Genomic DNA, 12524 nt, shown 5'->3' with positions numbered 1-12524 from the left:
GCACGAGCGCGAGCGCGGCGCGAGCGGCGGCGCGAAGCGATGCGGGATCAGCCGCCCGACTTTTCGAAGCGGCGCAGCAGTTCGTCGCCGCGCGAAGCCGCGGAATCGAGCGCGTCCTTCGGCGACTTCTTCTGCGCCCAGACCTGTTCGAACTCCTCGTCGACCACCGTGCGGATCTGCGGCATGTTGCCCAGGCGCAGCCCCTTCGTGTACGGCAGCGGCGGCTTGTTCAGCATCTGCTTGATCGCGGTTTCGGCGCTCGGGTTCTTCGCATAGAAGCCCTGCTGGCGCGTGAGGTCGTACGCGGCAGTAGTAACCGGCAGGTAGCCCGTGTCCTGGTGCCACTTCGCGGCGACGGCCGGCGAGGCCAGGTACGCGAGGAATTTCGCGACACCCTTGTAGGTCGCCGGATCCTTGCCGGCCAGCACCCACAGGCTCGCGCCGCCGATGATCGCGTTCTGCGGCGCGCCCTTCACGTTCGCGTCGTACGGCATCATGCCCGTGCCATAGCTGAACTTCGCGAACTTCTGCACGTTCGCGAGCGCGCCCGACGACGTCGTCATGATCCCGCAGTCGCCGCTGTAGAACTTCGCCGACGCTTCATCCTTGCGCCCCGCGTACGTGAACGTGCCGTCCTTCGCCATCTGCTGCAGGAACGAGATGTGCGCGATCTGCTGCGGCTTGTTGAATTCGAGTACCGCGTCGGTACCGTCGAAGCCGTTGTTGCGGCTCGCGAACGGCAGCCCGTGCCAGGCGCTGTAGTTCTCGAGCTGGATCCAGCCCTGCCAGCCGGTCGTGAAGCCGCATGCCATCCCCGACTTGCGCAGCTTCTCGGCATCGGCCTGCACGTCGGCCCACGTCTTCGGCGGCTGGTTCGGATCGAGCCCGGCCTTCTTGAACGCGTCCTTGTTGTAGTACAGCACCGGCGTCGAGCTGTTGAACGGCATCGACACGAGATGGCCCGTCTTCGCGTCGCTGTAGTAGCTCGAGATGGTCGGCACGAACGCCTTCTCGTCGAGCGGCACGCCGGCCTGCTTGAACACGTCGTAGACGGGCACGACGGCCTTCTTCGCCTGAATCATCGTGGCCGTGCCGACTTCGTACACCTGGAGGATCGCCGGCGCGTTGCCGCTGCGATACGCGGCGATGCCCGCCGCGAGCGCCTGGTCGTAGGTGCCCTTGAAGACCGGCACGATCTTGTAGTCGCTCTGCGACGCATTGAACTGGTCGGCGATCGCGTTGACCCGCTCGCCGAGCGCGGACTCCATCGCATGCCAGAACTGAATTTCCGTCGCGGCGAGCGCCGCGTGCTGCACGCCGAACAACAGCGCGCCGCCGAGCGCGATCGAACGCACCATGGTCCCCGCAGGCTTCTTCTTCATCGACCTCTCCCCTATGAAAACGTTACCAACAGCGTGTGCAACATTCCCGTCGCCATTGAACCGGCGAAGTCTAGTGATCGTTTGTGACAGTCAGTTGTCGCTGATGACGAACAGGCGCTGATACTCCTTCAGCGCGAAGCGGTCGGTCATGCCGGCGATGTAGTGCGCGACGAGGCGCGGCTGCTGCGCGGCGTCGTCGGACTGGTACGGCGGCGGCAGCAGGCGCGGATCGTCGATGAACGCATCGAAGAGCCCGGTGACGACACGCTGAGCCTTGCTCGCCATGCGCATCACCTTGTAGTGGCGATAGAGGTTCTTGAAGAGGAAACGCTTGAGGGCGGCCGCCTGGGCGGCAACAGATTCGCTGTGCGACACGAGCGGCGGCGCGGCGCGCACGTCGTCGAGCGACGCGGGCGCGACGCGCGCGAGATTGCGCGTCGTCTCGTCGATCAGGTCGACGATCAGCGTGTTGATGATGCGGCGCACCGTCTCGTGCACGAGACGGCGGCCGTCGAGTTGCGGGAATTCGGCGAGCGCGGCCTCGTAGTGGCGCTGCCACAGCTCGACTTCCGCGAGCTGTTCGATCGTGATCAGGCCGGAACGCAGGCCGTCGTCGACGTCGTGGTTGTTGTACGCGATCTCGTCCGCGATGTTTGCAAGCTGCGCTTCGAGCGACGGCTGGCGGCCCTGCAGGAAGCGCTCGCCAAGCGCGCCGAGCTTGCGCGCATTCTCGCGCGAGCAGTGCTTCAGGATGCCTTCGCGTGTCTCGAAGCACAGGTTCAGCCCGTTGAACGCGCCGTAGTGCTCCTCGAGCTCGTCGACGACCGCCAGGCTCTGCAGGTTGTGCTCGAAGCCGCCATGCTCGCGCATGCAGGCATTCAGCGCGTCCTGCCCGGCATGGCCGAACGGCGTATGGCCGAGATCGTGCGCGAGCGAGATCGCCTCGACGAGATCCTCGTTCAGGCGCAGGTTGCGCGCGACCGAACGTGCGATCTGCGCGACTTCGAGGCTGTGCGTGAGACGCGTGCGGAACAGGTCGCCTTCATGATTGACGAACACTTGCGTCTTGTATTCGAGCCGGCGAAATGCGGTCGAATGGACGATGCGGTCGCGGTCGCGCTGGAATTCGGTGCGGGCCGCCGGCGGTGTTTCCGGATGGCGGCGGCCGCGCGACTGCGACGCGTGTGCGGCATACGGAGCAAGATGGGCTTCCAGCGCCGCCAGTGTCGGCGGCTCGGCCACCGGCGCAGCGGATACGCGGCCGGCTTCGGGCAGTGTGCTGCTGGATGTCTCGCTCACGTCTCCTCCATGTCAGGGGCGCCGGGGCATCCGGGCCGCCGTTAGCGGGTTGTCTGTGCCAGTGTAGCGAACACGGCTTCGTCGGGCGCCTGCGTGATCAAGGTATCGCCGAATCGCTTCAGCAGGATGAACTTGATCTCGCCCGCCTCCGCCTTCTTGTCGACACGCATCAGGTCCATGTAGCGCGCGTCGCCGAGCGCGGGCCCGCGGGTCGGCAGGTGCGCGGCCGAAATCACCGCATCGAGGCGCTGCCGCGACGCTTCGTCGAGCAGGCCGAGCCGCACCGACAGGTCGCCCGCCATCACCATCCCGCAGCCGACCGCCTCGCCGTGCAGCCACTCGCCATAACCGAGCCCGGCCTCGATCGCATGACCGAACGTGTGGCCGAAGTTCAGGATCGCGCGCAGGCCGCCTTCGCGTTCGTCGGCCGCCACCACGCTCGCCTTGATCTCGCACGAGCGCTTCACCGCGTGCGTGAGCGCAACCGGGTCGCGACGGTTCAGCGCGCCGACGTTCGCCTCGATCCAGTCGAAGAATTCCGCATCGACGATCACGCCGGTCTTGATGATCTCGGCGACGCCAGCCGCCAATTCCCGGTCAGGCAGGGTCGTCAGCGCGCCGATGTCCGCGATCACGGCCTGCGGCTGGTAGAACGCGCCGATCATGTTCTTGCCGAGCGGGTGGTTGATGCCCGTCTTGCCGCCGACCGACGAGTCGACCTGCGACAGCAACGTGGTCGGCACCTGGATGAACGGCACGCCGCGCATGTAGCATGCGGCCGCAAAGCCCGTCATGTCGCCGATCACGCCGCCGCCGAGCGCGACGAGCGTCGTCTTGCGGTCGGCGCGCTCGGTCAGCAGGCCATCGAAGATCAGGTTCAGCGTTTCCCAGTTCTTGTACGCCTCGCCATCCGGCAGCACGACCGTCGATACACGCTTGCCGAGCGGCGCGAGCGTCGCGCGCAGCGCGTCGCCGTAGAGCGGATCGACCGTCGTGTTCGTGACGATCGTGACGGACGACCCCTTGATGTGAGGCGCGAACAGCTCGGCGCGGCCAATCAGGCCGGCGCCAATGTGAATCGGATAGGCGCGATCGCCCAGGTCGACGTTGACAGTAATCATGCTTGTAGCGGCTTGGCGATGACGCCCGCCAGTTCGAGTTGCATCAGCACCATGTTGACGAGACCATTGACCGACGGGCGGCCGGTCTCGATGACGAAATCCGCGCATTCGCGGTACAACGGGTCGCGCGCTTCGTACAGCGCTTCGAGACGCCCCTTCGGATCCTCGGTCTGCAGCAGCGGGCGGTTCTTGTCCTTGCGCGTGCGCAGCCACAGATCGTGCGGGTTGGCGCGCAGGTAGATGACGATGCCGCTGCTTTTCAGGCAGTCGCGATTTTCCTGGCGGAGCACCGCGCCGCCGCCTGTCGCGAGCACGATGTTCTCGCGCTGCGTGAGATCGGCGATCACCTGCGTTTCACGATCACGAAACCCGGCCTCGCCTTCCATCTCGAAGATCACCGGAATGCGCGCGCCCGTGCGGGCTTCGATTTCGTGGTCGGAGTCGAAGAACGTCCTGTCGAGACGACGCGCGACTGCACGGCCCACGGTGGTCTTACCCGCTCCCATAAGGCCGACGAAAAATACGTTTGCATGTGGGTCCCGCGCTTGCAACGGCTTCCTCTGCTTGAATCTTGCTGGTGTGGCGCAGCTTACTGGCAAAGCGGCTGCCTTGTCGAGCCTGCGCCGGCGGCTTCCGGCCCCGTTTTTTCGGCTTCCGCACTGCCCGCGCCGCGTGCATCGCAGCGTGCATCGACGACGGTCGGCGTAATGAAGACGACCAGTTCGCTGCGCTGGTCGCGTTGCGCGCGGTGCCGGAAAAGCGCGCCCAGAATCGGTATTTTGCCCAAGAGCGGCACGCGCGTCACATCGTTCCGGTTCAGTTGCTCATAGATCCCGCCGATCGCGACCGTCCCGCCGTTCTCGACCTCGACGCGCGTCTGTACGTGCTTCGTATGAATCGCCGGGCCGGCCGCCGTCGGCTCGCCGATGCTGTCCTTCGTCACGTCCAGGTCGAGCACGACGCGCCCGTCCGGCGTGATCTGCGGCTCGACCTCGAGCTTGAGCGTCGCCCGGCGGAACTGCACGCCGCTCACGCCATTGCCGACCTTCGCCTGGTACGGCAGCTCCGACCCCTGTTCGACGATGGCCTTGACGCGATCGGCGGTCACCACGCGCGGACTCGAAACGATCTGGCCCCGCCCCTGCGCCTCGAGCGCGCTCAGTTCGACGTCGAGCACGCGGCTGAGCGGCGCGGCAAACAGCGTGAAGCCGGCAGTCGCCGCCTCGAAGCCGCCGAGCGGCCGCGCAGCAAGGTCGAGCGCGTTGCGCGCGCCGGCCGCGAACGTGGCGCTCTCGCCCGACGACGGCGGCGCCTGCGCCCGCAGCGCGACGCGTGCGCCGAGATTACGCGAAAAACCCTGCTCGCCCTCGACGATGCGGGCCTCGATCCGGACCTGCCGCGACGGCCGGTCGATCGCATCGATCAGGCTCGCGATCTGGTCGAGACGCGGCGCGAGATCGGTGACGAACAGCAGGTTCGTGCGCGGATCCGCGGCCGCGGCACCGCGCTTCGACAGCAGGCGCTGGCCGGTCGCGCCGGCCAGCAACCGTTGCACGTCCTGCGCGCGCGGGTAGTGCAGTGCGAACGTCCGGCTCGCAAGCGGCTCCAGATCGGCGGCCCGCGCGTGCATTTCGAAGCGCTCGCGTTTGCGCGCGGCCAGCTCGGCCGCCGGCGTGACCCATATCACGTTACCCCGCCGGGACATCGCGAGCCCGTGCGTGTCGAGCAGCGTATCGAAGGCATCGCGCCAGCGGACATTGTTCAGACGTAACGTGACGGTGCCGCGCACCTGCTCGCCGACGACGATGTTGAGTCCGGTGAACCGCGCGAACGCGTCGAACGCGGCGGCGAGCCCGGCTCCCTGCAGATTCAGCGAGATCCGCCGTGCGTCGTCCGCATCGCCCGATTGCCGTGCCGCGGCGTCGCCCATCCGGGCCGGCGGCGCCAACGGGATCGGCGGCCCCTCCAGCGCGGGTGCCGGGGCGGCGGCCTCCGCCTGAAGCCCCGTGCGAGCTGCCTGGTCGAACGGCGGCGGGCCGGCCTCCGCCGAGACGGTGTGATCCGCACCGTCCAGCGTGCCTTGGGGCAACGGCAGGCCCGGCACCGGCATCTCCATCGATGCGGCAGGCCAGACGGCCGGCAGCGGCGGCAACGAGGCGCTTGCGCCGGCCGCCGTCAATCCGGCCCAGACGGCGAGTACCCGACACCCATGCTTCCTCATGGCCGCCTCCCGTCGTCCAGGGTGACTCGGTACGCGCCATCCGCCGTCGCGAGCATCACCGCGACGGGATCGACTCGCACCACCCGTGCGGCCCCGAGGGCTTCGCCGGGCACTACGGCCGTGAACGCGCCGTCACCGTCATCGAACAGCGCGAGACCGGCACGCCCGTCGCGGATCGTGCCGGCCAGGCGGGCAGCCGCCCCCTGCGCTTCAGACGAGCCGGCCTCGCCGAACGGATCGGCGCCGGGCGCGTCGGCCAGAACCGGCGTCTCCCCGCCCTTGGACGTTGTCGCCGGTAATCCCGGAAACACGTCGACCGACATCTCCACGCGCGCGGCCTCCCTTCCTCGTTCGACACGCAGCGCGGTCGGCACCGCCAACACCGGGAAACGCGCCAGCCAGCCGACCATCTGCAGCAACGCACGAAACCCGCCATCGGCGACGATGCGCACCGTGCGCCGGCCGTCCGGCATCGCGCCATCGGCGCGCAGCGGCTCGATCGATACGCCGCGCAGCCCGCTCGACGCGGCGCGATCAGCCAGTTCCAGCATCAACGCGGCCCATTCCGGCGCACGCGACACCGGGTCGCCGTCTGCCGCCGCCGGATGCCCGTCGCGCTGCCGTGCGGCGGCTGCCAAGACACGCTGCGCGTCGGCCTCTCGCTGCTGCGCCGCTGCCAGCAACGTGCGGCTGTGCGCGAGCCCGCTCCAGTCGACGGCATTCGCCAGATGAATGCCGCCAGCCAGCACGGCCGCGAACGCGAGCATGCAGCCCGCGATGTGTGCAGCCGCCGGCGACACGCGCCGCACGCCGCGCCGCCATCCGTCGCCACGCGGTGCGTGCCGATGCGCGAGCGCCGTCATGCGCCACCTCCCGACGCTTTCCGGGACGGCATCGCGTCGTGCCAGCGCAACTGGACCGAGAACCGGAACGGCATCCCGCCCGCAGCGACCGGAGCATCCGGGGCCGGCTTCAACGCATCGATATCGATTCGCCAGCCACGCTGCTCGCGCGCCATCCCCGCGAGCCATCGCGCGGCCGCCCGGTAGCTTGCGGCGCGGGCATCGAGCACGGCACCGGCCGATGTCGTGCGCAGCGCGTCGAGCCGAACGGTGCCATCGCGCACCTGCGCCAGGGTCGCCAGCAGCGCTGCGACGTGCCGGTAAGGCAACGCACTCACGGCCGCCTGCGCGTCACGCTGCGCGACGACGGCCGCTGCATTGGCGGCGCGCGTCGCGGCGCCGACCTGCGGCTGCAACTGCCGCAGCCGCGCCTCCACTATTGCGCGCTCCGCATCCACACGCCACCGCGCCCCGGTGGCGACGCCCGTCCACAGGCCTGCGCCGAGCACACCGAACAGAATCGCCGCACCGCACTGCGCGATCCGGCGACGTCGCAGCGCCTGCGCCAGCCGCTCCCGGTACGGCAACAGGTTGAAGCCGCGCAACTCTATACGACAGGTCGTCATTCCCACACCCCGCGCAAGGCCAGCCCGAATGCGACAGCCAATGCCGGGCCGCCCGGCATGCCGGCGGGCAGGCACGGTTGCCCGCTCCAGCCCGTGCAGTCGAACGACACCGCAACCGCGCCGACCAGATCTCCAATCTCGGCAACGGACGTATCGAAGCGGGCGATACACCGCTCGTCGCCGGCCACGAGGACGCAACACACGGCCCCGAGCGCGCTCCGGCGCAATGCATCGGAAAACGCCCCCGGCTCGGCGCCGGACAGCATCAGCACCGGTGCGGCCAACGGGCCGTCGATTCGCCAGCCGTGCACGCCAGAGTCATGGAACCAGAGCGCCGCGTAGGGGCCCTCCTGCGTGTCGAGTTCGAATTGCGCGGCATAGCGCAACGCACGCAGCGCTGCAGCCGATTCGCCGTCGACCACCGTCAGATCGACACCAGCCTGGGCGGCCACGTCGACTCGCCGTTCGAGCAGCGCCAGCGGAGCCGCGGCAACCTCGATCTCGCCCGACGCCGCATCGCCATCCTGCCGCCAGTCGAACGCGAGACTGTCCGGCGCCAGCCCCGAGATGCGTTCGGCCGCCTGCCGCGCGGCGTCCTCGATGTCGTCCCGCCCGGCCAGGTCCAGCGTCGCGGTGCGCATCTCGTCATCGGGCAACGCCATCACGCCGCGCGCGTCGCACCGCACGTCGGCCGCCGACAGCCTCGACACGGCCGCGGCCAGCGCACGCGCGACCGCCGCCCAACGCGCATCCTCCGGCCCGCCCGCCAACCCGACCGGTTCTCGCTCCAGCCCCTCGACGCACACCTCGGCGCTCCGGCCGCGCCGGCTCAGCACGACCACCCTCACCTCGTCCGCACCGACGTCGATTCCCGTCGACCGGTACCCGCCTTGCGCAAACCGCGCTCCCCATCGTCCCGCCATCCCAGCCTCCCGATATCGTCGCGGCCCACGCCGCGTTTCCGAGACTGATTCTGCAAAGCGGCGCGTATTGCCGACAGTCGGCCTAACGGCCAGCATCCGCTCGCGGCGGCCGTGCGCGGGCTATGCTGGAGGTACGCCAGCCCACTGCTTCACGGCGGGCGGCCCCCGCGTCAGGACCGGTCTTACCGGGCAGCTATAATCGCGGGACTGTTTTCCGGTATGCCTATGCAATCCACGACTCCTACGTCCCCGCCTCCTGCCCCGGAGCCGAAGAAGCGGCCCTGGTGGCAAAAAGTCCTGCTCGGATTCGCCACGATGTGCGTGGCGCTCGTCGTGGCCGGCGGCCTCGTGCTCGGCTACGCGCTCGTCGTCGCGTGGCCGAACATGCCGTCGCTCGACGCGCTGACCGACTATCGCCCGAAGGTGCCGCTGCGCATCTATACGTCCGATCACGTGCTGATCGGCGAATTCGGCGAAGAGCGCCGCGACGTCGTCCATTTCAAGGACGTGCCCGACTCGCTGAAGAAGGCAATCCTCGCGATCGAGGACGCGCGGTTCTACGATCACGGCGGGGTCGACCTCACCGGCATCGTCCGCGCCGGCTTCGTCGCGCTGACGAACGGCCATGCGTCGCAGGGCGCGAGCACGATCACGATGCAGGTCGCGCGCAACTTCTTCCTGTCGAGCGAGAAGACCTACACGCGCAAGATCTACGAGATGCTGCTCGCGTACCGGATCGAGCGTGCGCTGACGAAGGATCAGATTCTCGAGGTCTACATGAATCAGATCTATCTCGGCCAGCGCGCGTACGGCTTCGCGAGCGCCGCGCGGGTCTACTTCGGCAAGGACCTCAAGGACATCACGCTCGCCGAAGCGGCGATGCTCGCCGGGCTGCCGAAGGCGCCGTCCGCGTACAACCCGGTCGTGAATCCGAAGCGCGCGAAGGTACGCCAGGAATACATCCTGCAACGGATGCTCGAGCTGAACTTCATCTCGCGCGAGCAATACGACGAGGCCGTCGCACAGCCGCTCGTCGTCAAGGGTCCGGGCCGCGATTTCAGCGTGCACGCCGAGTACGTCGCGGAAATGGTCCGACAAATGATGTACGCGCAGTACCGTGAGGAAACCTACACGCGCGGCTTCAACGTCGTCACGACGATCGACTCCGCGGACCAGCAGGTCGCATATACCGCGCTGCGCAAGGGCATCATGGATTACGAACGCCGGCACGGCTATCGGGGGCCGGAAGGCTTCATCGAGCTGCCGGCCGGTGCCGACGACCGCGAACAGGCGATCGACGATGCGCTGCTCGAACACCCCGACAACGGCGAGCTGATTGCCGCGGTGGTCACGGCCGCAAACCCGCGCCAGATCACGGTTGCGTTCATCGACGGCAGCAATGCGACGATCGAAGGCGACAACCTGCGCTTCGCGTCGGGCGCACTGTCGGCCAATGCGCAGCCGAATCGCCGCATCCGCCCGGGCGCGATCGTCCGCGTCGTGAAGAACGACACCGGCAAATGGTCGATCACGCAGTTGCCGCAGGTCGAGGGGGCGTTCCTGTCGATCGTCCCGCAGGACGGCGCGATCCGCTCGCTCGTTGGCGGCTTCGACTACAACAAGAACAAGTTCAACCACGTCACGCAGGCGTGGCGGCAGCCGGGTTCGTCGTTCAAGCCGTTCATCTATTCGGCGTCGCTCGACAAGGGCCTCGGGCCGGCAACCGTGATCAACGACGGCCCGCTGTATTTCAGCGCGGCCGAAACGGGCGGCCAGCCGTGGGAGCCGAAGAACTACGGTGGCGGCTTCGAAGGCCCGATGTCGATGCGCACCGCGCTGCAGCGCTCGCGCAACCTCGTGTCGATCCGGATCCTGAACCACATCGGCACGAAGTACGCGCAGCAGTACATCACGCGCTTCGGCTTCGACGCCGAACGCCATCCTGCCTACCTGCCGATGGCACTCGGCGCGGGCCAGGTCACGCCGCTGCAGATGGCGGGCGCGTACTCGGTATTCGCGAACGGCGGCTACCGCGTCAATCCGTACCTGATTGCGGAAGTCACCGATCCGAACGGCGCGATCGTCGTGCGCGCGCAGCCGCTCGTCGCCGAGCAGAATGCGCCGCGCGCCATCGACGCGCGCAACGCGTACGTGATGAACAGCCTGCTGCAGAGTGTCGCGCAGCGCGGCACGGGCGCACGGACCAACGTGCTGAAGCGCACCGACCTTGCGGGCAAGACCGGCACGACGAACGACTCGCACGACGCATGGTTCGCCGGCTACCAGCACTCGCTCGCCGCGATCGCGTGGATCGGCTACGACAATCCGCGCAGCCTCGGCGATCGGGAAACGGGCGGCGGCCTGTCGCTGCCCGTCTGGATCGACTACATGGGCGCCGCGCTGAAGGGCGTGCCCGAGTTCAAGCCGACGGTGCCGGACGGCGTCGAATCACTCGGCGGCGAGCTGTACTTCACCGAGTTCGCGCCGGGTCACGGCTTCGTGTCGACGGTCGGCGTGCCGCAGGCGCCGGCCGCGCAGAACGTCGACGCGACCGTGCCACACGTCGACGAGCAGGAAAAGCAGGACATCATGAACCTGTTCCAGGCGCACTGACCATCGCCCCGGACACGAAAAAAGCGCCCCGCTGGGGCGCTTTTTCTTTGGGTCACGCGTCGGGGCCGGGCCCCGATCGTCACGCGCTGAACGTGATCGGCAGGCCGGCCTGCTGCGTCGCGTATTCGGTGAGCGCCGAGAAAAACTCGGTGCCGGTGCGCGTATCGCGCCATGCACCGTCGATGAATCGGTAGTGGAAACCGCCCGCCTTCGCGGCGATCCACACTTCCTTCATCGGCGGCTGCAGGTTGACGATGATCTTCGAGCCGTTCTCGAACGTCAGCGTCAGGACGCTGCCGTTGCGCTCCAGATCGATGTCGTGATCGCCGTCGTTGGCGTCGTCGACGGTACGCTCGACGGCCACCAGCACGGCCTCGGCACGGGTCAGGTATTCGGTATCGGACATGCTAAACTCTATCGGTTCAATTGTTCAGGGACGATCATGCGAGTCGTTTTCCGGATGAGCGCGATTGTAGCGGCTTTGGCGATTCTTGCCGGCTGCGGTCAAAGCGGCGCGCTCTATCTGCCCACCGTGCCTCCGTTGCCCAAGCCACTCCAGCAGCAGGACACGCCGCCGTCGGACGTGACGCCGACCGATGAAAACGCGTCGTCCGACAGTGTGCCCGATTCGTCCGGCACGCCGCTCATGCTGTCGCCCGAATTGTCGAGCGGGGCATCCGCCACGCCCGCACCGGCGTCGAGCCCGGCCGTCGCGAAGTAACGACGCGCCGCCCCGGCACTGGCTCGCGAAACAAGGCGGTGACTTCCCGGTCATCGCCTTTTGTTTATTTGGCTGCGCCGTCACGCGCGCACGCGCCGCCACCCCCATGCAACCAGCCGCCAGCCGAGCAGCGCGGCGACAATCGCCGCATAAAGCCTCGGCTGCGCGAGATTGTGCTTGCCGGCCCTCATCCACCAGAAGTGCAGCACGCCGAACAGCGCGATCGCGTAGATCGCGCTGTGCAGCGTCGCCCAGTGGCGGCCGAGCCGGCGCACCATCGCGCGCGGTGACGTTGCCGCGAGCGGAATCAGCAGCACGAACGCGGCGAAACCGACCGTGATGAACGGGCGCTTGCCGACGTCCTTCAGGATCGCGACGACGTCGAACCACTTGTCGAACCATAGATAGGTCGTGAAGTGCAGCGTCGCGTAGAAGAACGCGAACAGCCCGATCATGCGGCGAAAGCGCAGCAGCGTGGCGAACCCCGTCATGCGCCTAAGCGGCGTGACGGCGAGCGTGACGCACAGCATCACGAGTGTCCAGAGCCCCGTCGAGCGCGTGATGAACTCGATCGGATTCGCGCCGAGCCGGTCGGTCAGCCCGAACAGCACGAGACGCGTGAGCGGATAAAGGCCTGCGGCGAATACCAGCACCTTGGCCGGCGCGAGCCAGCGCGGCGCGGCAGGGCGGACCGCGCCGGCCCGCGCGGCGCGTGCAGCCGGGCCGGTGCCCGCTGCAGGCGCGGGTGTCAGCGTCGAAGGAGGCATGTCGTTTCT

General features: G+C 68.0%; 12 protein-coding genes. 2 read left to right on the top strand and 10 right to left on the bottom strand.

The features are described from left to right. Positions 1-47: 47 nt before the first annotated feature. The 8 genes from ugpB to HAV18_RS38590 form a co-directional block, all read right to left on the bottom strand. Positions 48-1382 carry a sn-glycerol-3-phosphate ABC transporter substrate-binding protein UgpB gene (gene ugpB / locus HAV18_RS38625; protein ID WP_166966075.1) on the bottom strand — a complete coding sequence of 445 codons (1335 nt, stop codon included), beginning with the start codon at positions 1380-1382 and terminating at the stop codon, positions 48-50. 90 nt (positions 1383-1472) lie between these two features. Continuing rightward, entirely contained in the window at positions 1473-2681 is a 1209-nt protein-coding gene (locus HAV18_RS38620; RefSeq protein ID WP_166966073.1) for a deoxyguanosinetriphosphate triphosphohydrolase, read from the bottom strand. A gap of 41 nt (positions 2682-2722) precedes the next feature. Continuing rightward, entirely contained in the window at positions 2723-3802 is a 1080-nt protein-coding gene (gene aroB, locus HAV18_RS38615; protein ID WP_166966071.1) for a 3-dehydroquinate synthase, read from the bottom strand. Beyond that, on the bottom strand, positions 3799-4353 hold the full coding sequence (aroK, locus tag HAV18_RS38610; RefSeq protein WP_166966100.1) for a shikimate kinase AroK: 555 nt from the start codon (positions 4351-4353) through the stop codon (positions 3799-3801). Before aroK ends, aroB begins: the two co-directional genes overlap by 4 nt. A gap of 38 nt (positions 4354-4391) precedes the next feature. Continuing rightward, a complete protein-coding gene (locus HAV18_RS38605) occupies positions 4392-6023 on the bottom strand; it encodes a type IV pilus secretin PilQ (RefSeq protein ID WP_166966069.1) in 1632 nt (543 codons plus the stop codon). Continuing rightward, positions 6020-6886, bottom strand: coding sequence for a pilus assembly protein (locus tag HAV18_RS38600; RefSeq protein WP_166966067.1), 867 nt, complete (start codon positions 6884-6886; stop codon positions 6020-6022). Before HAV18_RS38600 ends, HAV18_RS38605 begins: the two co-directional genes overlap by 4 nt. Continuing rightward, entirely contained in the window at positions 6883-7491 is a 609-nt protein-coding gene (locus HAV18_RS38595; RefSeq protein WP_166966065.1) for a fimbrial protein, read from the bottom strand. Before HAV18_RS38595 ends, HAV18_RS38600 begins: the two co-directional genes overlap by 4 nt. Then, positions 7488-8414: a competence protein ComA gene (locus HAV18_RS38590; protein WP_166966064.1), complete on the bottom strand. Its 927-nt coding sequence runs from the start codon at positions 8412-8414 to the stop codon at positions 7488-7490. Before HAV18_RS38590 ends, HAV18_RS38595 begins: the two co-directional genes overlap by 4 nt. A 219-nt stretch (positions 8415-8633) precedes the next feature. Here HAV18_RS38590 and HAV18_RS38585 point away from each other — a divergent pair, with 219 nt between their 5' ends. Next, positions 8634-11027: a penicillin-binding protein 1A gene (locus HAV18_RS38585; RefSeq protein ID WP_208102292.1), complete on the top strand. Its 2394-nt coding sequence runs from the start codon at positions 8634-8636 to the stop codon at positions 11025-11027. A gap of 79 nt (positions 11028-11106) precedes the next feature. Here the strand turns inward: HAV18_RS38585 and cyaY are convergent, their stop codons facing one another. Beyond that, positions 11107-11433: an iron donor protein CyaY gene (gene cyaY, locus HAV18_RS38580; protein WP_166966060.1), complete on the bottom strand. Its 327-nt coding sequence runs from the start codon at positions 11431-11433 to the stop codon at positions 11107-11109. Between the two features lie 36 nt (positions 11434-11469). On the opposite strand from cyaY, the gene HAV18_RS38575 reads away from it, so the two are divergent. Then, positions 11470-11748 carry an LPS translocon maturation chaperone LptM gene (locus tag HAV18_RS38575; protein WP_166966058.1) on the top strand — a complete coding sequence of 93 codons (279 nt, stop codon included), beginning with the start codon at positions 11470-11472 and terminating at the stop codon, positions 11746-11748. A gap of 80 nt (positions 11749-11828) precedes the next feature. Here the strand turns inward: HAV18_RS38575 and msrQ are convergent, their stop codons facing one another. Then, the gene (msrQ, locus tag HAV18_RS38570) at positions 11829-12515 is read right to left on the bottom strand and encodes a protein-methionine-sulfoxide reductase heme-binding subunit MsrQ (protein WP_166966056.1); all 687 of its coding nucleotides are present in this window, start codon (positions 12513-12515) and stop codon (positions 11829-11831) included. Positions 12516-12524 lie beyond the last annotated feature (9 nt).

This window comes from Burkholderia sp. D-99 (genome assembly GCF_011605345.1).
In the GTDB taxonomy this organism is placed as follows: Bacteria; Pseudomonadota; Gammaproteobacteria; order Burkholderiales; family Burkholderiaceae; genus Burkholderia.
Note: the sequence above shows the minus strand (reverse complement) of the source record. Positions and strands in the feature narration are given on the sequence as shown.

Excerpts from the sequence above, each read along its gene's own strand:
- ugpB (WP_166966075.1), bottom strand. The coding sequence starts at position 1,382 with ATGAAGAAGAAGCCTGCGGGGACCATGGTGCGTTCGATCGCGCTCGGC.
- aroB (WP_166966071.1), bottom strand. The coding sequence starts at position 3,802 with ATGATTACTGTCAACGTCGACCTGGGCGATCGCGCCTATCCGATTCAC.
- HAV18_RS38605 (WP_166966069.1), bottom strand. The coding sequence starts at position 6,023 with ATGAGGAAGCATGGGTGTCGGGTACTCGCCGTCTGGGCCGGATTGACG.
- HAV18_RS38600 (WP_166966067.1), bottom strand. The coding sequence starts at position 6,886 with ATGACGGCGCTCGCGCATCGGCACGCACCGCGTGGCGACGGATGGCGG.
- HAV18_RS38595 (WP_166966065.1), bottom strand. The coding sequence starts at position 7,491 with ATGACGACCTGTCGTATAGAGTTGCGCGGCTTCAACCTGTTGCCGTAC.
- HAV18_RS38590 (WP_166966064.1), bottom strand. The coding sequence starts at position 8,414 with ATGGCGGGACGATGGGGAGCGCGGTTTGCGCAAGGCGGGTACCGGTCG.
- HAV18_RS38585 (WP_208102292.1), top strand. The coding sequence starts at position 8,634 with ATGCCTATGCAATCCACGACTCCTACGTCCCCGCCTCCTGCCCCGGAG.
- cyaY (WP_166966060.1), bottom strand. The coding sequence starts at position 11,433 with ATGTCCGATACCGAATACCTGACCCGTGCCGAGGCCGTGCTGGTGGCC.
- HAV18_RS38575 (WP_166966058.1), top strand. The coding sequence starts at position 11,470 with ATGCGAGTCGTTTTCCGGATGAGCGCGATTGTAGCGGCTTTGGCGATT.
- msrQ (WP_166966056.1), bottom strand. The coding sequence starts at position 12,515 with ATGCCTCCTTCGACGCTGACACCCGCGCCTGCAGCGGGCACCGGCCCG.